Origin of the sequence: Rhizobacter sp. Root404 (assembly GCF_001425865.1) — a bacterium.
In the GTDB taxonomy this organism is placed as follows: domain Bacteria; phylum Pseudomonadota; class Gammaproteobacteria; order Burkholderiales; family Burkholderiaceae_C; genus LMDS01.
In genome coordinates this window covers 1,956,161-1,974,067 of record NZ_LMDS01000004.1, presented here as the reverse complement: position 1 = coordinate 1,974,067, position 17,907 = coordinate 1,956,161, and the positions used below count along the sequence as shown (strand labels likewise).

The 17,907-nt window shown below is 71.1% G+C and carries 16 protein-coding genes; 11 read left to right on the top strand and 5 right to left on the bottom strand.

What is annotated here, in order from left to right:
• Positions 1-5: 5 nt before the first annotated feature.
• Entirely contained in the window at positions 6-428 is a 423-nt protein-coding gene (locus ASC76_RS13470) for a VOC family protein (protein WP_056466520.1), read from the bottom strand.
• Between the two features lie 183 nt (positions 429-611).
• Between ASC76_RS13470 and ASC76_RS13465 the strand changes: the two genes are divergently transcribed.
• The 4 genes from ASC76_RS13465 to ASC76_RS13450 all read left to right on the top strand — a co-directional run bounded on the left by ASC76_RS13465 (position 612) and on the right by ASC76_RS13450 (position 3,848).
• Positions 612-1,619, top strand: a complete 1,008-nt coding sequence (locus ASC76_RS13465; protein WP_056466518.1) for a bestrophin family protein — start codon at positions 612-614, stop codon at positions 1,617-1,619.
• Positions 1,620-1,633: 14 nt separating this feature from the next.
• Positions 1,634-2,515, top strand: coding sequence for an RNA polymerase sigma-70 factor (locus tag ASC76_RS13460; protein ID WP_056466515.1), 882 nt, complete (start codon positions 1,634-1,636; stop codon positions 2,513-2,515).
• Between the two features lie 74 nt (positions 2,516-2,589).
• Entirely contained in the window at positions 2,590-3,069 is a 480-nt protein-coding gene (locus ASC76_RS13455) for a carboxymuconolactone decarboxylase family protein (protein WP_056466511.1), read from the top strand.
• Positions 3,070-3,086: 17 nt separating this feature from the next.
• Positions 3,087-3,848 carry an SDR family oxidoreductase gene (locus ASC76_RS13450; RefSeq protein ID WP_056466508.1) on the top strand — a complete coding sequence of 254 codons (762 nt, stop codon included), beginning with the start codon at positions 3,087-3,089 and terminating at the stop codon, positions 3,846-3,848.
• Here ASC76_RS13450 and ASC76_RS13445 read toward each other — a convergent pair.
• Positions 3,830-5,017: an MFS transporter gene (locus ASC76_RS13445; protein WP_056466505.1), complete on the bottom strand. Its 1,188-nt coding sequence runs from the start codon at positions 5,015-5,017 to the stop codon at positions 3,830-3,832. The genes ASC76_RS13450 and ASC76_RS13445 overlap by 19 nt on opposite strands.
• A 35-nt stretch (positions 5,018-5,052) precedes the next feature.
• Between ASC76_RS13445 and ASC76_RS13440 the strand changes: the two genes are divergently transcribed.
• Complete coding sequence (locus tag ASC76_RS13440) at positions 5,053-5,685, top strand: helix-turn-helix transcriptional regulator (RefSeq protein ID WP_082549091.1); 633 nt, start codon at positions 5,053-5,055, stop codon at positions 5,683-5,685.
• On the opposite strand, the gene ASC76_RS13435 is transcribed toward ASC76_RS13440, so the two are convergent.
• Complete coding sequence (locus ASC76_RS13435) at positions 5,631-6,332, bottom strand: HAD family hydrolase (protein ID WP_056466502.1); 702 nt, start codon at positions 6,330-6,332, stop codon at positions 5,631-5,633. The genes ASC76_RS13440 and ASC76_RS13435 overlap by 55 nt on opposite strands.
• A 58-nt stretch (positions 6,333-6,390) precedes the next feature.
• Complete coding sequence (locus tag ASC76_RS13430) at positions 6,391-7,011, bottom strand: TetR family transcriptional regulator (RefSeq protein WP_056466499.1); 621 nt, start codon at positions 7,009-7,011, stop codon at positions 6,391-6,393.
• Between the two features lie 231 nt (positions 7,012-7,242).
• Here ASC76_RS13430 and ASC76_RS13425 point away from each other — a divergent pair, with 231 nt between their 5' ends.
• Genes ASC76_RS13425 through ASC76_RS13405 form a run of 5 tightly spaced genes read left to right on the top strand, consistent with a single transcriptional unit; the run spans position 7,243 to position 16,162 of the window.
• Positions 7,243-8,484, top strand: a complete 1,242-nt coding sequence (locus ASC76_RS13425) for an efflux RND transporter periplasmic adaptor subunit (RefSeq protein ID WP_056466497.1) — start codon at positions 7,243-7,245, stop codon at positions 8,482-8,484.
• Between the two features lie 15 nt (positions 8,485-8,499).
• Entirely contained in the window at positions 8,500-11,664 is a 3,165-nt protein-coding gene (locus ASC76_RS13420; protein WP_056466494.1) for an efflux RND transporter permease subunit, read from the top strand.
• Positions 11,664-13,085 (top strand): efflux transporter outer membrane subunit, encoded by a 1,422-nt coding sequence (locus ASC76_RS13415; RefSeq protein ID WP_157615613.1) that lies wholly within the window; start codon positions 11,664-11,666, stop codon positions 13,083-13,085. The genes ASC76_RS13420 and ASC76_RS13415 overlap by 1 nt, the downstream gene beginning before the upstream one ends.
• Positions 13,086-13,087: 2 nt before the next feature.
• A complete protein-coding gene (locus ASC76_RS24720; protein ID WP_082549089.1) occupies positions 13,088-15,073 on the top strand; it encodes a ferritin-like domain-containing protein in 1,986 nt (661 codons plus the stop codon).
• A 33-nt stretch (positions 15,074-15,106) separates the two neighbouring features.
• A complete protein-coding gene (locus ASC76_RS13405) occupies positions 15,107-16,162 on the top strand; it encodes an aldo/keto reductase (RefSeq protein ID WP_056466487.1) in 1,056 nt (351 codons plus the stop codon).
• Positions 16,163-16,175: 13 nt separating this feature from the next.
• On the opposite strand, the gene ASC76_RS13400 is transcribed toward ASC76_RS13405, so the two are convergent.
• Positions 16,176-17,000 carry an enoyl-CoA hydratase-related protein gene (locus tag ASC76_RS13400; RefSeq protein ID WP_056466484.1) on the bottom strand — a complete coding sequence of 275 codons (825 nt, stop codon included), beginning with the start codon at positions 16,998-17,000 and terminating at the stop codon, positions 16,176-16,178.
• A gap of 50 nt (positions 17,001-17,050) precedes the next feature.
• Here ASC76_RS13400 and ASC76_RS13395 point away from each other — a divergent pair, with 50 nt between their 5' ends.
• Entirely contained in the window at positions 17,051-17,905 is an 855-nt protein-coding gene (locus ASC76_RS13395) for an alpha/beta hydrolase (protein WP_056466481.1), read from the top strand.
• The last annotated feature ends 2 nt before the right edge of the window (positions 17,906-17,907 follow it).

Below are 17,907 nucleotides of genomic sequence, written 5' to 3'. Positions count from 1 at the left end.
CACGCTCAGAACGGGATCAGTTCGCCGTTGACGACCCACGGCGTGCCGAAGCGGTCGATGCACATGCCCCAGGTCTTGGCCCAGAACGCCGGCTGCATCGGCATCGTGACCTGGCCGCCGGCGGCCAGCGCGGCGAAGACGGTCTGGGCCTGCGCGACCGAGTCGTAGTCGACCGCGATCGACACGCCCTTGATGCCTTCGTACGGCACATGGGCCGGCGCGTCGCCGGCGTAGAGCATGCCGCCGCCCGGCAGCACGAGACGCGCGTGCAGGATGCGGTTCGCGAACTCCTTGGGCATCTGCTCGGCCATCGGCGAATCGGCGCCGCTCATCAGCACTTCGAGTCGGCCGCCGAGGGCCTTTTCGTAGAAGCGCATGGCGTCGGCGCAGGTGCCGTCGAAGGCGAGGTAGGCGATGGCTTGGGTCATGGCAACTCCTGGAGGATGGATCGATGGGCGGGCCGCCAGGCCCGACACCCTCACGACGGTCGGGCGGCGCGCCGATCGACATCGAGCGCCTCGATTTTCGACCCGCCGTCACAAACCGGCGCCCTCGACCGTCTGGTGGTCAGAACGGCCGCGGTCTGCGCGGCCGAACCCCGGCGCGCACCCATGAAGATCAGCAAGTCCTACACGCTCGTCGAGTTCCTCGCCTGGACGCGGCGCAAGATCTACGTCCTGCTGCTCCTGGCGCTGGTGCCGGTCATGCTGTACGAGCTTCTCGGCCTGAAGTGGATCTCGGCGCCGTGGTCGGTGGCGGTGCTGCTGGGCACGGCCACGTCGTTCATCGTCGGCTTCCGCAACGCGCAGACGTACAACCGCACGCTGGAGGCGCAGCAGGTCTGGAGCGCCATCGCCGGCACCAGCCGGTACTGGGGCCTGATCGCCCGCGACTTCCCGACGACTCCGGGGAACTCGGCCGTGCTGGTCCGGCGCCACCTGGCCTGGCTGACCGCGTTGCGCCATCACCTGCGCGGCCGACGGGTCTGGGAGGCGGTGAGCAGCCCGTCGAACGCCGAATACAGGCGCCGCTTCTATCGGGTGCCCGAGCACGCGACTTCACTCGATGCCGAACTGCAGCCGTACCTGACGCCGGCGGAGTGCGCGCAGTTGGCGCCGGTCAAGGGCAAGGCGACCCGGCTGCTGGGCCTGCAGAGCGAGGCGATCCGCGCGCTCTACGCGAAGCAGGAACTCGTCGTGCTGCACCACACCGAGATGCAGAAGACGTTGAAGGAGTTGCTGGACCAGCAAGGCAAGGTCGAGCGGATCAAGAACTTCCCGTACCCGCGCCAGTACGCCACCATCAACAACTTCTTCGTCTGGTGCTTCGCGGCGCTGCTGCCGTTCTGCATGGTGCGCGAGTTCGACCGCCTGAACGACATCGGCGGAATCTTCGCCGGCCAGATGGTCTGGCTGACCGTGCCGTTCAGCATGCTGATCTCGTGGATGTACATCTCGCTCGACCAGGTCGGCGAGAGCACCGAGAATCCGTTCGAGGGCGGCGCGAACGACGTGCCGATCTCGCAGATCTGCCGTCTCGTCGAGATCGAGCTGCGCGAGATGCTGGGCGAGACCGATTTGCCGCCCCCGCTGACGCCCGAGAACCAGATCATCCTGTAGCCTGCGCGAAGCCCATGGACGCCGCCACCCGCACCTTCGACCGCCTGCGCCCGCGCCTGCAGGGCATCGCCTACCGCATGCTCGGCTCGACCGGCGAGGCCGAGGAGGTGGTGCAGGACGCCTGGCTGCGCTGGCACGAGGCCGATCGGGCGACGATCGCCAACGCCGAGGCCTGGCTGGTCACGATCGCCACGCGCCTGGCGATCGACCGGCTGCGCGCCGCCAAGGTGCAGCGCGAGCACTATGTCGGCTCCTGGCTGCCCGAGCCGCAGCTGGCCGATTCGCCGCACTCGCCCGAACAGGTGCTGGAGCGCGCCGACGATCTCTCGGTCGCGTTCCTGACCTTGCTCGAACGCCTGGCGCCCGAGGCGCGCGCCGCGTTCCTGATGCGCGAGGTGTTCGACGCCGACTACGACGAGCTCGCCCAGACCATCGGCAAGAGCGAGGCCGCGTGCCGCCAGATGGTCAGCCGCGCGAAGGCGCAGCTGCGCGAGGCCCGGCCGCGCTATACGGTCGCGCCCGAAGCACACCAGCGCGTGATGCGCCGCTTCGCCGACGCGCTTGCGCAGGGCGACTTCGCGTCGATGAAGGCGATGCTGGTCGAGGACGCGGAGCTGATCGGCGACGGCGGCGGCAAGGTGCCGAGCTTCGGCAAGGTGCTGCTCGGCGGGCCGCGCATCGCGCAGCTGTTCTATGCGGCCAACCTGCGCTTCAAGGCGGGGCTGCGGATCGAGCTGGCGGTGATCAACGGCCAGTGGGGCGTGTTGCGCTTCATCGATGGCGTGCTCGAATCGGCACAGTCGTACGAGACCGACGGTGAGCGCATCGTGCGCATCCACGTGCAGCGCAACCCGGACAAGCTGGCGCGCATCGCCGCCGCGCTCGGGCCGGTCTGACCCGGCGTTGTCACAACCCGCGCGGCTCGCGCGTCTTCAGGGCATGTGTTCAACCACCTGAAGCGAGCCGCACCATGACCCCACGCATCAACTACGCCGAACAGTCGTCGGAGTACTTCAAGAAATTCGCCGCGTTCAGCACCGCGCTGAACGGCAGCTCGATCGAGGCCGGCACCCGCCACCTGGTCGAGATCCGCGCCTCACAGCTCAACGGCTGCGGGCTGTGCGTCGACATGCACATCAAGCAGGCCACGATCCACGGCGAGCGCCCGCTGCGCCTGCACCACCTGGCGATCTGGCGCGAGTCGCCGCTGTTCGCGCCGCGCGAGCGCGCCTGCCTGGCGTGGACCGAAGTGCTGACGAAGATCCCCGAGCACGGCGTGCCCGACGAGCTGTACGAGCGCGTGCGCACCCAGCTGTCGGAGAAGGAGGTCTCGGACCTGACCTTCATCGTGATGTCGATCAACGCCTGGAACCGCGCCAACGTCGCGTTCAAGACCGTGCCGGGCGCGTTCGACGCCGCCTACGGTCTCGACAAGGCCCGTCTCAACTGAACCCGGAGCGCAGCACCATGAAGATCGTCGTCATCGGCGGGAGCGGCCTGATCGGCGCCAAGCTCGTCAGCCGGCTGCGCGGGCGCGGCCACGAGGTCGTCGCGGCCTCGCCGCAATCGGGCGTGGACACGCTCACCGGCCGCGGCCTGGCGCAGGCCCTCGCGGGCGCGCAGGTCGTCGTCGACGTCGCGAACTCGCCGTCGTTCGAGGACGCGGCCGTGCTCGCGTTCTTCGAGACGTCGGGACGCCACCTGCTCGCGGCCGAGGCGGCGGCGGGGGTGAAGCACCACGTCGCGCTCTCGGTCGTCGGCACCGAGCGGCTGCAGCAGAGCGGCTACTTCCGCGCCAAGGCGGCGCAGGAGCGCCTGATCCGGGCCGCGAGCGTGCCCTACACGATCGTGCACTCGACCCAGTTCTTCGAGTTCGTCGGCGGCATCGCGCAAGCGGGCACCGCGGCCGACGGTCGAACGGTGCACCTGTCGCCGGCGAGCTTCCAGCCGATCGCGTCCGACGACATCGCCGCAGCGATGGCTGACGTGGCGCTCGGCGCGCCGCTGAACGGCACGCTCGAGGTCGCCGGGCCGGAACGGCTGCGGCTGTCCGAGCTGGTGCAGGCCTACCTGGCCGCGAAGAAGGACCCGCGCATCGTGGTCGCCGACGAGCGCGCGCGCTACTTCGGCGCCGAGCTGGACGATGCGACCCTGCTGCCCGGCCCGAACCCGCGCCTCGGCGCGACGCGCTTCGAGGAGTGGCTGGCCGGTCAGCTCGTCCCGGCCTGAGCGTCGCGCGCGGCCGATGCCGCGCGCCAGGCCAGCGGCAGGGCCACCAGCGACACGACGAGGCCGAGCACCGCCGCCGCGGTCCAGCCGCCGGCCTGCACGCAGGCGGCCATCGTCGGCGGGCCGAGCAGCGAGCCGCTCGCGCCGCACTGCGCGAGCAGGCCGTTGGCGCGCACCATCTGGCCGGGCGCGGTCGCCAGCCGCGGCAGCAGCGCGAAGCCCAGGCTCGCGAACACGCCGCCGGCCATGTTGAGCGCGATCGCCAGCGCGATCGCGACGGTCGCGGACGGGGCCGGCGTGAACACGCCGAACAGCAGCAGCGGCGGCAGGCCGAGCGACACGATCGCGGGCCAGCGCAGGCTGACGCCGTGACGCAACAGCCAGGCCGCCGCCGCGCTGCCGGCGATCGCGCTGACCGAGGCGATCGCGGTCCACTGTCCGGCCGCCTGTGCGCCCAGCCCTGCTTCGCGCACCAGCAGCGTCGGCAACAGCCCGAGCACGCCGACCTGGAACAGTGCGAACAGCCCGAACGCGAGCGTCAGGCACCACAGCGGTGGCGTCAGCCGCGCGGCCGGCGCGTTGGTGGGCGTGTCCGCGTGCTCGGGCACGCCGGCGCGCCACAACACCGCCCACAGCAGCGCGCCGACCGCGCCGCCGGCGGCCATCGCGGTACGCCAGTCCCACGCCGTCGCGACGCTCGCGCTCGCCGAGGCGCCGAGCGCCAGGCCGACCGGCACGAACGTGCTCCACAGCGTCAGCGCGAGCCCCTGCACGCGCGGGCCGGCTGCGCCGGCATGGTGGGCGATCAGCACCGGCGCGCTGACGATCACGCCGAGGTAGCCGGCCGCTTCGAGCAGCCGCCAGCCGAGCAGGCCGGTCGCGCCGTGGGCCGAGGCAGCGCCCAGGCCGGCGAGCGCGAGGCACGCGACGCCGGCGCGCAGCGTGCGCCGCAGCCCGAGCCGGTGCGCGAACAGGCCAGCGACGGTGCCGAGCGCCGCGCCGCCGATCTCGATCAGCGAGATCGCGATCGCGACCGTGGTCAGGCTCAGGCCGAGCGCCGTCGCGATCAGCGGCGCGAGCGCCGACATCTTGCCGAGCTGGGCCGCTGCCAGCAGGCCGCACAAGTACAGCAGCCCGACCAGCGGCCAGGGCGAACGCGCGGCGGTCATCGCATAGGCCCCGCGGCGCTACCATCGCCGGCACGATGTCCACGGTTCTCCGGATCAGCAGCGGCGACGAGCGTGCGCTCGGCCGCTCGCTGCGCACCTGGCGCGCGCTGCGCCGCATCAAGCAGCTGCACGCGGCGGCGTTGCTCGGCGTCTCGCAGGCCACGGTGTCGCGCTGGGAGAACGGCCAGAGCCCGCCCGCGCCGGACGAGGCGGAGCGGCTGCGCGTGCTGATGGCGGCCCGGCTCGACAGCGCCGCCGACCGCGTGCTCGCGCGGCTGGTGGGCCAGTCGGCGGTGCCGGTTCACTTGATCTGCGACCTGACCCACCGCCTGCTCGCGGCGTCGCCGGCGCGCGAGGCGCAGTTCAAGGTGCCGACCAGCCAGCTGATGGGCAGCTCGCTGTGGCGCTACGCCAGCGAGGACATCGTCGCCGCCGAGGGCCGCCTCGCCGAGCACGGCTGGTTCGGTCCGACCCCGCCTGCGATCGAGTTCCACACCCGCGCCCGCGACAGCGACGACCTCGCGATCCTCGCCTGCGACATGCGCTGGGTGCGCTTCCAGCTCTCGGACGGCAGCTTCGCGCGGCTGGTCGAAACGGTGCGGCCGCAGCCGCTTCACGCCGCCGCGCCGGCGAGCCAGTCGGCCAGCGCGGTCATCGAGTCGCACTGACGGAAGCGCGGATCGCCGAGCGGCGCCGCGGCCTCCTCGTGCGCCCACACCAGCGGGTACGGGATCAGCACCGCGAAGCAGCCGGCCTCGAGCGCGGGCAGGATGTCCGAGCGCACCGAGTTGCCGGCCATCAGCGCGTGCTCGGGCCGAACGCCGTGGCGCGCGAACGCGCGGCGGTAGGTCTCGGCGCTCTTCTCGCTGACGATCTCCACGCCGGAGAAGAAACGGCCCAGGCCCGAGGCCGCGAGCTTGCTCTCCTGGTGGAACATGTCGCCCTTGGTGATCAGCACCAGCGGCGCGATCTCCGCGAGCCGCTCCAGCGCCTCGGTCACGCCGGGCAGTGGCTCCATCGGGTGGCGCATCAGGTCGCGGCCGGCCGCCAGGATCTCCGCCAGCACGGTGCCGGGCGCCTGCGCGTCGCTCAGCTGCAGGGCCGTTTCCAGCATCGACAGCGTGAAGCCCTTCGCGCCGTAGCCGTAGGTGCCCAGGTTGCGCCGCTCGACGGCGGCCAGCGCGTCCTCGACCGTTGCCGCATCGGCCCACGGCGCGAGCAGCGCGTTGAAGCGCTCATGGGTGAGCCGGAACAGGGTTTCGTTGTGCCAGAGCGTGTCGTCCGCATCCAGGCCGATGATCTTCGGGGGCGTCATGGGCGTCAGCTTAAGGGCAGTGCACCGCGCCGGATCGACGCGGCGCTGAATCAAATATTCAGGCCGGCTGCCGCAGCCCGCGCAGGTAGGCGTCGAACACCTGCGGGCCGACCTGCAGCAGGTCGAAGCCGTCGCGGTCGAGCATCCAGTTCTGCAGCAGGCCGTCGAACAGCGCGAACAGCCCCAGCGCGGCGCTGCGCACGCGCGTGCCCTTGGGCAGTTCGCCGCTTCGCAGCGCGCGCTTGAGGGCGCGTTCGATGTCGGCCAGGCACTCCTGGCGCATCCCCAGGTGGCGCTCGCGCACCGCGTTCATCTCGCCGACGTACTCGACCTTGTGGGTCGCGATGTCGAACACGCGGCGCAGCTGCGGGTCGCGCACGACCCGGCGCAGGGTCTCGACGAAGCCGTCGCGCACCTGGACCAGCGAGGCGTCGGGGCCGCAGAAGCCGCCGCAGGCGTCGGCCTCCTCGAGCGGCAGCGTGGCGCGGTCCATCATCGCGTTGAAGAGATCGGCCTTGTCCTCGAAGTGCCAGTAGATCGCGCCGCGGGTCAGCCCGGCGGCCTTCGCGATCTCCGCCAGCGACGTGCCCGACACGCCGCGCGCCTCGAACACGAGCTCGGCCGTGTCCAGGATGTGGCTGCGGGTGGCTTGGGCCTCTTCTTTCGTGCGGCGGACCATGAGGTGGTGAAGATTTGATGCGGCGCCTTGCGTCGCTTACATACATTCAACGATGTATGTATACTAACCTCGATCGACCCCGGGGCGTGTGTTCTTTTCACATTGAGGCATTAGCATGTCGCCCTCCAGCCCCGCTGGCTCGATTCTTGAATCGCCTTTTGCGGTTCCCCACGATCGATCGACACATATCCGACGGCGCGCCGATGCGCCCACCAGACTGAAGGGTTCTGCATGTCCGCGTTGAAGAACATCCCGGCCGCCTCGGCCGTCGTGCTGGCCATTTCGCTCCTCGCGGCGTGCGGGCAGAAGCCCGAGGGTGCGGGCGGCCCGCCCGGCGGCGGCATGCCGCCGGCCGAAGTCGGCGTGATCACGGTCGCGACGCAGTCGATCGGCCTGGCGACCGAACTGCCGGGGCGGCTCGAGGCCTCGCGCGTCGCGCAGGTGCGGGCGCGTGCCGCCGGCATCCTGCAAAAGCGCCTGTTCACCGAAGGCAGCGACGTGAAGGCCGGGCAGGTGCTATTCACGATCGACGCCGCGCCGTACCAGGCGACCGCCGCCAGCGCGCGCGCCGCGCTGGCCCGCGCCGAGGCCAACCTGACGCAGGCCACCGCGCTCGCCGAGCGCTACAAGCCGCTGATGGAAGCCAACGCGATCAGCAAGCAGGAATACATCAACGCCGTCGCCGCGCAGAAGACCGCGCAGGCCGACGTGGCCAGCGGCCGCGCCACCGTGCAGACGGCGCAGATCAACCTCGGCTACGCGACCGTCACCGCGCCGATCTCCGGCCGCATCGGCCGGGCGCTCGTCACCGAGGGCGCGCTGGTCGGCCAGGGCGAGGTCACCCCGCTGGCGACGATCCAGCAGATCAACCCGATGTACGTCAACTTCACGCAGAGCACGACCGACGTGCTGCGCCTGCGCCGTGCGGTCGAGAGCGGCAAGTTCAAGCGCTCCGGCACCGACGGCGCCGTGGTGCGCGTGCTGCTCGAGGACGGCAGCGACTACGGCCAAGCCGGCAAGCTGCTGTTCTCCGACCTCTCGGTCGACCCGACCACCGGCCAGATCACGCTGCGCGCGCAGGTGCCCAACCCGACCGGGCTGCTGCTGCCGGGCATGTACGTGCGCGTGCGGCTCGAGGAGGCGCAGGCCGAGGCCGGCATCGTCGTGCCGCAGCAGGCGGTCACGCGCGGCACCAGCGGCGACACCGTGATGGTCGTGGGTGCCGACGGCAAGGTCGCGCCGCGGCCGGTCAAGGTCGGTGCCGCGGTCAACGGCCAGTGGGTCGTGCTCGACGGCCTGAAGGCCGGCGAGCAGGTGATGGTCGACGGCTTCCAGAAATTGCGCGGCAATGCGCCGGTCAAGCCGGTGCCATGGCATCCGGCGGCCTCCGGCGCGGCACCGGCCGGCGCCGCAGCCGCGTCGGCCGCACCGGCATCCGCCGCCAGCGCACCCGCCGCCGCGGCGTCGAAGTAAGAAGGGGCACGGCACATGGCCCAGTTCTTCATCGATCGCCCGATCTTCGCGTGGGTGATCGCGCTGTTCATCATCGTGCTCGGCGGCACCGCGATCACGCAGCTGCCGATCGCGCAGTACCCGTCGGTCGCGCCGCCGTCGATCGTCATCAACACCGCCTACCCGGGCGCCTCGGCGCAGACGCTGGAGGACAGCGTCATCAGCGTCATCGAGCGCGAGATGAACGGCTCGCCGGGCCTGCTTTACATGGAGTCGGTCAGCCAGGCCGACGGCACCGGCTCGATCACGCTCAGCTTCGAAGCCGGCACCAGCCCCGATCTGGCGCAGGTGGACGTGCAGAACCGCCTGTCGCGCGCCACGCCGCGGCTGCCGCTGGCGGTCACGCAGCAGGGCGTGCGGGTCGACAAGTCGCGCTCGAACTTCCTGCTGTTCACGATCCTGTCGAGCGACGATCCGAGCATCGACCCGATCGCGCTCGGCGACTACGCCTCGCGCAACGTGCTGCCCGAATTGCAGCGCCTGCCCGGCGTCGGCCAGGCCCAGCTGTTCGGCACCGAGCGCGCGATGCGCATCTGGATCGACCCGCAGAAGCTGGTCGGCTTCAACCTGTCGACCGCCAACGTCACCGCGGCCATCCAGCAGCAGAACGCGCAGGTCTCGTCGGGCACGATCGGTGACTTGCCGAACGTGCCGGGCCAGTCGATCTTCGCGACCGTGGTCGTGAAGGGCCAGCTCAGCTCGATCGCGCAGTTCGGCGAGATCGTGCTGCGCGCGAACGCCGACGGCTCGACGGTCAAGCTGAAGGACGTCGCCCGCATCGAGCTCGGCGGCCAGAGCTACGCGACCTCGGCGCGCCTGAACGGCAAGCCGTCCACCGGCATCGGCGTGCAGCTCTCGCCGACCGGCAATGCGCTGCAGACCGCCAAGCTCGTGAAGGCGCGCATGGAGGAACTGCAGAAGTACTTCCCGGCCGGCGTCAAGTACACGATCCCGTACGACAGCTCGCGCTTCGTCAAGATCTCGATCAGCCAGGTCGCCGAGACGCTGGTCGAGGCGGTCGTGCTGGTGTTCCTGGTGATGTACCTGTTCCTGCAGAACATCCGCTACACGATCATCCCGACGATCGTCGTGCCGGTGGCGCTGCTCGGCACCTTCGGCGTGCTGCTCGCGCTCGGCTTCTCGATCAACGTGCTGACGATGTTCGGCATGGTGCTGGTGATCGGCATCGTGGTGGACGACGCGATCGTGGTCGTCGAGAACGTCGAACGCATCATGAGCGAGGAGGGCCTGCCGCCGAAGGAGGCCACGCGCAAGGCGATGGGCCAGATCTACGGCGCCATCATCGGCGTGACCGTGGTGCTGATCTCGGTGTTCGTGCCGCTCGCGTTCTTCAGCGGCTCGGTCGGCAACATCTACCGCCAGTTCTCGGCGGTGATGGTGGCGTCGATCGCGTTCTCGGCGTTCATGGCGCTGTCGCTGACGCCGGCGCTGTGCGCGACGCTGCTGAAGCCGGTCGAGGCCGGCTCGCACCTGGAGAAGAAAGGCTTCTTCGGCTGGTTCAACCGCGGCTTCAAGTCGACCGCCAAGGGCTACGAGGGCTGGGTCGCGCGCATCCTGAAGCGCGCCGGGCGCTTCATGATCATCTACGCCGCGATCGCGGTCGCGGTCGGCCTGCTGTTCGTGCGCCTGCCGACGTCCTTCCTGCCGAACGAGGACCAGGGCTACATCATCGCCAACGTGCAGCTGCCGCCGGGCGCGACCCAGGCGCGCACGCTGGAGGCGATGAAGCAGGCCGAGAACTTCTTCCTGAAGCAGCCCGAGACCCAGAACATGGTCAGCGTGCTCGGCTTCAGCTTCTCGGGCACCGGCCAGAACGCTGGCCTCGCGTTCGTGCCGCTGAAGGACTGGAGCGAGCGCCACGGCGCCGAGCATTCGGCGCAGGCGCTGGCCGGACGCGGCTTCGGTGCGCTGATGGGCGTGCGCGATGCGTTCATCTTCGCGCTCAGCCCGCCGCCGATCCCTGAACTGGGCAACGCGACCGGCTTCACCTTCCGCCTGCAGGACCGCGGCGGCAACGGCCACGCGGCGCTCGTCGCCGCGCGCAACCAGTTGCTCGGCATGGCCGGGCAGAGCAAGATCCTCGCGGGCGTGCGACCCGACGGCCTGGAGGACGCCCCCCAGCTGCAGCTGGACATCGATCGCGACAAGGCCAATGCGCTCGGCGTCGACTTCAGTTCGATCAACACCGCGCTGTCGACCTCGCTCGGCTCGTCGTACATCAACGACTTCCCGAACAACGGCCGCCTGCAGCGCGTGGTCGTGCAGGCCGACGCGCCCGAGCGGATGCAGCCGGACGACCTGCTGCGCATCAACGCGCTGAACAGCAAGGGTCAGCCGGTGCCGCTGTCCGCGTTCGTCTCGACCCGCTGGATCAACGGCCCGGTGCAGACCGTGCGCTACAACGGCTACCCGACGATGCGGATCTCCGGCGACGCGGCGCCCGGCCAGTCCACCGGCCAGGCCATGCGCGAGATGGAGCGGCTCGCTGCGCAGCTGCCCGCCGGCTTCGGCTTCGAGTGGACCGGCCAGTCGCGCGAGGAGCGCCTCGCCGGCTCGCAGGCCTATCTGCTGTACGGCTTCGCGATCCTGGCGGTGTTCCTGTGCCTGGCCGCGCTGTACGAGAGCTGGACGATCCCGCTCGCGGTGATCATGGTGGTGCCGCTGGGCGTGCTCGGCGTGGTGCTGGCGACGATGTTCCGCGGCCTGTCGAACGACGTGTACTTCCAGGTCGGGCTGATCACGATCATCGGCCTGGCGGCGAAGAACGCGATCCTGATCATCGAGTTCGCGAAAGACCTGGAGGCCGAGGGCAAGAGCCCGATGGAAGCCGCGCTCGCCGCCGCGCACCTGCGCTTCCGCCCGATCATCATGACCTCGCTCGCGTTCATCCTCGGCACGCTGCCGCTGGCGATCGCCAGCGGCGCCGGCTCGGCCAGCCAGCGCGCGATCGGCACCGCGGTGATCGGCGGGATGATCACCGCCGTCGCGCTCGCGGTGTTGTTCGTGCCGGCCTTCTTCGTGGTCGTGCGCGCGGTCTTCAAGAAGAGCAAGGTCAAGCCGCACCGCGGTGCGCCGCTCGGCCACGACACGCCACCGGCGCCGGCGCAGGAGGGCGCATGATGAAACACCCACACCTTCAACGCGCAGGTCTGCTCTGCGCGCTCGCCCTGGCCCTGCTGTCGGCCGGCTGCATGAGCTTCATCCCGGCCTACGAGCGCCCTGCCGCGCCGGTCGCACCGATCTACGCGCCCGAGCTGACGCCGGCCGGTGCGCCGGGCGTGCCGGCCGCGGCCGACATCGAGTGGCAGCGCTTCTTCGCCGACCCGCGGCTGAAGCGCCTGATCGAACTCGCGCTGCAGAACAACCGCGACCTGCGCGTCGCGATCCTGAACATCGAGCAGGCGCGCGCGACCTACCAGGTGCGCCGCGCGGACCAGTTGCCGACGCTCGGCGCCGGCGTCTCGGCCGCGCGCGAGGCCGGCACCAACGGCGGGCTCGTCAACGTCTACGCGGCCGGCCTGCAGGTCACCGGCTACGAGCTCGACTTCTTCGGCCGCGTGCGCAGCCTGAGCCAGGCCGCGCTGTCGCAATACCTCGCCACCGAGGAGGCCCGCAAGACCACGCAGATCGCGCTCGTCGCCGGCGTCGCGACCACCTACATCGGCATGCTGGCCGACGAGGAACTGCTGCGCGTCACGCGCGAGGCGCTGAAGACCCGCGAGGATTCGTTCCGCCTGACCAAGCTGCGCTTCGACAACGGCGCGTCGAGCGAGATCGACCTGCGCCAGGCCGAGCAGCTGCTCGAGACCGCCAAGGCGACGCTCGCGCAGACGCAGCGCCAGCGTGCGCTCGACGAGAACGCGCTGGTGCTGCTGGTGGGTCAGCCGCTGCCGGCCGATCTGCCGGCGCCGCTGCCGCTCGCGCAGCAGCAGGGCGTGACCGATCTGCCCGCGGGCCTGCCGTCCGACCTGCTGACGCGCCGGCCCGACGTGCTCGCCGCCGAGCAGCAACTGCTGGCCGCCAACGCCAACATCGGCGCGGCGCGCGCGGCATTCTTTCCGCGCATCTCGCTGACCGCGAACGCCGGCAGTGCGAGCACCGAGCTGTCGGGCCTGTTCAAGGGTGGCAGCTGGGCGCTGACCGGCAGCGCGAGCCTGCTGCAGCCGATCTTCGACGCCGGGCGCAACCAGGCGAACCTGCAGATCTCGAAGGTCAACAAGGACATCGCGATCGCGCAGTACGAGAAGGCGATCCAGACCGCGTTCCGCGAGGTCTCCGATTCGCTCGCCGGCCGCGCCACGCTCGGTGAGCAGCTGCGCGCGCAGGCCGCGGTCGCGAACGCGGCGCAGGTCGGCTACAACCTCGCCGACCTGCGCTACCGCAACGGCGTGGCCAGCTACTTCGACCTGCTCGACGCGCAGCGCACGCTGTTCGCGGCGCAGCAGGCGACGGTGCAGGTGCAGTCGGCGCAGGCGCAGAACCTGGTCACGCTCTACAAGGTGCTCGGCGGCGGCTGGACCGAACCGTCCCGGCCCAACTGACCATGCGCCCGGCGACGCACCGCGCCCAACTGGTCGGGCTGCTCGCCGAGGCGGCCGAGATCGAGCACTGCCTGATGTGCACGTATCTCTATGCCGCGTTCTCGCTGAAGCAGTCGGTCGACGAGGACCTGCAGCCGCACGAGCTCGAGGCGGTACAGCGCTGGCGCCGCGAGATCATCGCGATCGCGACCGACGAGATGCTGCACCTCGTGCTCGCCAACAACCTCGCGATCGCGGTCGGCGCACGCCCGCACTACCGGCGCTTCAACTTCCCGATCGCGCCGGGGCTGTTCCCGGCGGACGTGGCGGTCGAGCTGGCGCCGCTGGACGCGGCCACGCTCGACCACTTCGTCTACCTCGAACGCCCCGCCGACGTGGCCGAACGCGACGGCGCGCGCTACGAGAAGACGCCCTACGAGCGCCACGCGCCCGCTGGCCGGCTCATGCAGGTGGCGGACGACTATGCGACCGTCGGCGAGTTGTACGAGGCGATCGCGCAGAGCTGCGACCTGATCGCCGGCCACCTCGGTGAGCCGGCACTGTTCATCGGCCCGCGCGACTCGCAGCTCGGCCCGGCCGACTTCCGGCTGCCCGGCATCATGACGATCGGCAGCCTGGCCGAAGCGCACGAGGCGCTCGAATTCATCCGCCACCAGGGCGAAGGCTCGCGCGACGAGAAGGCCGGCTCGCACTACGCGCGCTTTCGCGCGATCCGCCGCGAGTGGGAGGCGCTGACGCGCGCGCGGCCGGGCTTCGTGCCGGCGCGTGCGGCGGCGCGCAACCCGGTGCTGCGCGATCCGGTGGACCCGGCCACGCGGGTGCAGGTCGTCGCCGAGCCGGCGGCGACGCTGCTCGACGCCGGCAACGTCTGCTACGAGCTCATGCTGCGGCTGCTGACCGCGCTGTCCGACGTGGTGCCCAGCGGCCCCGCGGCGATCGCGCGCCGCCAGGCGATCTGCGACCAGACGCTGGCGCTGATGCACACGCTGGCCGAGGTCGGCGCGCTGCTGAGCGGGCTGCCGGCGAACCCCGGGCGCCACCCGGGCGCGAATGCCGGGCTGACGTTCACCGCCTCGCGCACCGTGCTCGCGTTCCTGTCGCCCGAGACCGCGACGCTGCTGCTGGCAGAGCGTTTCGGCTGCGTCGCCGACCGGTTCGCGACGCTCGCGGCCCAGTTGCCGTCGCTGGCCGGCCATGCAAAGACCCTGCAGCGCTTCTCCGACCACTGGTCGGCGGAACATGATCGCCGCTGGCCTGGAGGCGCTGTGCCGCCGGCCGAGCCCGCAGCGAAGGAGAACCCGATGGACGCCACACCGGCCGCCGCGCCCGCCCCCAAGGCCCCCGACGAGGCGCGCGGCCGCGACGTGCTGCTGCGCTTCGACACGCAGCGCTGCATCCACGCGCGGATGTGCGTGCTCGGCGAGCCCGAGGTGTTCCTCGCGAACACGCCGGGAGACTGGTTGTTCCCCGACAAGGCCACGCCGGAGCGGATCGCGATCGTCGCCGCCAACTGTCCATCCGGCGCGATCACCTACGACCGGCTCGACGGCGGCCCGAACGAGGCCGCGCCGCGCGTCAACGCGCTGCGCGTGCGAGAGAACGGCCCGCTCGCGGTGATGGCCGAGATGCACCTGGTCGGCCACGAGAACGCCACCGGGTCCACGTTCCGTGCGACGCTGTGCCGCTGCGGCGCGTCCGCCAACAAGCCGTTCTGCGACGGCTCGCACAACGCGGCGGGCTTCAAGGCGAGCGGCGAGCCGGCGACGCGCGAGTCGCAGCCGCTCGCGGTGCGCAACGGCCCGCTCGAGGTCACGCCCACGCGCAACGGCCCGCTCGAGGTGAAGGGCAACCTCGAAATCTGCTCGGGCACCGGTCGCACGGTCGACCGCGTCACCACCACCTGGCTGTGCCGCTGCGGCCAGTCGCAGAACAAGCCGTTCTGCGACGGCTCGCACGGCCGCACTGGCTTCGTCGCCGACGGCGCCTGAGCGCGTCCCCATCCCTTAACGGAGTCCCAAACCATGCGCCACCATCCTCTCGGCCGCACCGGCCTGTTCGTGTCCGAGCTCTGCCTGGGCACCATGACCTTCGGCGGCAGCGACGGCATCTGGGGCAAGATCGGCGACCTGCAGCAGGCCGATGCCGAACGCCTGGTCGGCGCCGCGCTCGATGCCGGCATCAACTTCATCGACACCGCGGACGTGTATTCGGGCGGCGTCTCCGAGCAGATCACCGGCCAGGCACTGAAGAACCTGAAGGTCGTGCGCGACAGCGTCGTCGTCGCGACCAAGGTGTTCGGCGAGACCGGGCCGGGGCCGAACATGCGCGGCGCCTCGCGCGGCCACATCGCCGACGGCATCAAGGCGAGCCTGAAGCGGCTGCAGCTCGACCACATCGACCTGTACCAGATCCACGGCTTCGACCCGGCCACGCCGATCGAGGAAACGGTGCGCGCGCTCGACCAGCTGGTGCGGCATGGCCACGTGCGTTACGTCGGCGTCTCGAACTGGGCGGCGTGGCAGATCGTCAAGGCGCTGGGCATCGCCGAGCGCCACGGCCTGGCGCGCTTCGAGTCGCTGCAGGCGTACTACACGGTGGCCGGGCGCGACCTGGAGCGCGAGCTGGTGCCGATGCTCGAGAGTGAAGGCGTCGGCCTGATGGTCTGGAGCCCGCTGGCCGGCGGGCTGCTCAGCGGCAAGTACGGCCGCGACCAGCAAGGCGAGGCCGGCAGCCGGCGCACGCAGTTCGACTTCCCGCCGGTGAATCGCGAGCGCGCGTGGGACTGCGTCGACGCGATGCGCGTCATCGCCGACGCGAAGGGCGTCTCAGTTGCGCAGATCGCGCTGGCGTGGCTGCTGCAGCAGCCGCAAGTGACCAGCGTGATCGTCGGCGCCAAGCGGCCCGACCAGCTGGCCGACAACATCGCCGCGACGCGCGTGGCGCTGTCGACCGACGAGCTGGCCGCCATCGACGCCGTCAGCGCGCTGCCGGCCGAGTACCCGGGCTGGATGCTGGAGCGCCAGGGCGGCGCGCGGCGCCAGCAGCTCGCCGGCACGCCGCCCGGCAGCAGCCGCTGACCGGTGACGCGGCTCAGCGCGTCGATGAAAGCGCCGCGAACTCCGGCGTGGCCTTGGTCTTCCAGGCCGCGATCGCGACCGCCATCTCGTCGGTGTCGAAGATCGCGCTCTGCAGCAGCGTCATCTGCGCCAGGCTCGCGGCTGTGCCGTGATCGCGGGCGTGGTTCAGCGCCAGCTTGCTGCCGGTGATCGCCAGGGGTGACTTGGCGGCGATGGCGCGTGCGAGCGTCATCGCGTGGGCGAGCGCTGCGTCGGCATCCGGCAGCACCGCGTTGACCAGGCCGACCGCGAGCGCGCGCTCGGCGCCGACCCGGTCGCCGGTGTAGGCCATCTCGCGCGCCATGCCGGGCGGCACGATCTTGGCCAGGCGCTGCAGCACGCCCAGGTCGGCCATCATGCCGATGTGGATCTCCTGCACCGTGAAGAACGCGTCGGCGCTGCAGACGCGGATGTCGCAGGCGGTCGCTAGGTCGAGCGCGCCGCCGACGCAGCCGCCCTGGACCGCGCAGACGACCGGGAAGCGTGCCTCGTCGATCGCGCTGAAGCAGTCGATCAGTTCGCGCAGCGTCTCCTGGAACGCCAGCCGCGCCCGCGCGGTGGCGGTGACGAACATCGCGTCGTCGGCGCCGAACACGTCCAGCGCCATGCCGGCGCAGAAGTGCTTGCCGGTCGACGAGATCACCAGCACGCGCGTGTCGCCGGTGGTCTGCAGCCCGCGCACCGCGTCGCGCAGCAGCGGGAAGAACGGCGGCGCCATCGTGTTCAGGCGTTCCGGGCGGTTCAATTGCAGGTGGGCGATGCCGTTGTCGACGGCCAGCGAAAAGAAGTCGTTGCTCATGGTGTTCCTGTGGATGCGGCGCGCGAAACCGGCAGCCTACACTGCCGCCCATGCCGATGCCGACGACCCTGACCACGGCCGATGGCCTGACCCTTCGCACCTGCGAGTGGCCGGCCACCGACGCGCGCAGCACGGTGCTGATCGTGCACGGCCTCGGCGAGCACGCCGGCCGCTATGCGCACGTCGCGGCGCAGCTGGTGAATCACGGCCATCATGTCGTCGCCTACGACCACCGCGGGCACGGCGACAGCGACGGCCCGCGCGGCCGGCTGCACCACCCCGACGACCTGCTGCGCGATCTGGCGCGCGTGATCGACGCGGTGCGCGCGGCGCGCCCGGGCCCGCTGGTGCTGCTCGGGCACAGCATGGGCGGCGCAATCGCGGCGCGCATGGTCGCGGCCGGGCTCGAACCGAAGCCGCCGCGGTGGCACCGTGCGGTCGATGCGCTGGTGCTGTCGTCGCCGGCGCTGGACATCGGCCTCGGCGGCGCGCAGCAGGCGCTGCTGGCCGTGCTCCGCCGCCTGGCGCCGAACTTCGCGATCGGCAACGGTCTGGAGCCGGACTGGGTCTCGCGCGACCCGGCCGTGGTGGCGGCCTACATCGACGACCCGCTGGTGCATGACCGTGTATCGGCGAAGCTGGTGAGCTTCATGGCCGACGCCGGCGCGTTCGTGCGCGCGCATGCGGCGCAGTGGCGCCTGCCGACCCTGCTGCTTTACGCCGGCGCCGACCGCTGCGTCGTGCCCGCCGGCAGTGCCGCGTTCGCGGCGGCGGCGCCCGCATCGGTCGTCACGGTGCGGGCTTTCCCCGCGCTGTACCACGAACTGTTCAACGAGCCCGAGCAGGCCGAGGTGTTGGCCGCGCTGACGGCGTGGCTGGGCACGGCGCCCTACACTGGCCACTGACC

Excerpts from the sequence above, each read along its gene's own strand:
- ASC76_RS13425 (WP_056466497.1), top strand. The coding sequence starts at position 7,243 with ATGTCCGCGTTGAAGAACATCCCGGCCGCCTCGGCCGTCGTGCTGGCC.
- ASC76_RS13395 (WP_056466481.1), top strand. The coding sequence starts at position 17,051 with ATGCCGATGCCGACGACCCTGACCACGGCCGATGGCCTGACCCTTCGC.
- ASC76_RS13430 (WP_056466499.1), bottom strand. The coding sequence starts at position 7,011 with ATGGTCCGCCGCACGAAAGAAGAGGCCCAAGCCACCCGCAGCCACATC.
- ASC76_RS24720 (WP_082549089.1), top strand. The coding sequence starts at position 13,088 with ATGCGCCCGGCGACGCACCGCGCCCAACTGGTCGGGCTGCTCGCCGAG.
- ASC76_RS13440 (WP_082549091.1), top strand. The coding sequence starts at position 5,053 with ATGTCCACGGTTCTCCGGATCAGCAGCGGCGACGAGCGTGCGCTCGGC.
- ASC76_RS13400 (WP_056466484.1), bottom strand. The coding sequence starts at position 17,000 with ATGAGCAACGACTTCTTTTCGCTGGCCGTCGACAACGGCATCGCCCAC.
- ASC76_RS13470 (WP_056466520.1), bottom strand. The coding sequence starts at position 428 with ATGACCCAAGCCATCGCCTACCTCGCCTTCGACGGCACCTGCGCCGAC.
- ASC76_RS13460 (WP_056466515.1), top strand. The coding sequence starts at position 1,634 with ATGGACGCCGCCACCCGCACCTTCGACCGCCTGCGCCCGCGCCTGCAG.
- ASC76_RS13465 (WP_056466518.1), top strand. The coding sequence starts at position 612 with ATGAAGATCAGCAAGTCCTACACGCTCGTCGAGTTCCTCGCCTGGACG.
- ASC76_RS13435 (WP_056466502.1), bottom strand. The coding sequence starts at position 6,332 with ATGACGCCCCCGAAGATCATCGGCCTGGATGCGGACGACACGCTCTGG.
- ASC76_RS13455 (WP_056466511.1), top strand. The coding sequence starts at position 2,590 with ATGACCCCACGCATCAACTACGCCGAACAGTCGTCGGAGTACTTCAAG.
- ASC76_RS13420 (WP_056466494.1), top strand. The coding sequence starts at position 8,500 with ATGGCCCAGTTCTTCATCGATCGCCCGATCTTCGCGTGGGTGATCGCG.
- ASC76_RS13405 (WP_056466487.1), top strand. The coding sequence starts at position 15,107 with ATGCGCCACCATCCTCTCGGCCGCACCGGCCTGTTCGTGTCCGAGCTC.
- ASC76_RS13450 (WP_056466508.1), top strand. The coding sequence starts at position 3,087 with ATGAAGATCGTCGTCATCGGCGGGAGCGGCCTGATCGGCGCCAAGCTC.
- ASC76_RS13415 (WP_157615613.1), top strand. The coding sequence starts at position 11,664 with ATGAAACACCCACACCTTCAACGCGCAGGTCTGCTCTGCGCGCTCGCC.
- ASC76_RS13445 (WP_056466505.1), bottom strand. The coding sequence starts at position 5,017 with ATGACCGCCGCGCGTTCGCCCTGGCCGCTGGTCGGGCTGCTGTACTTG.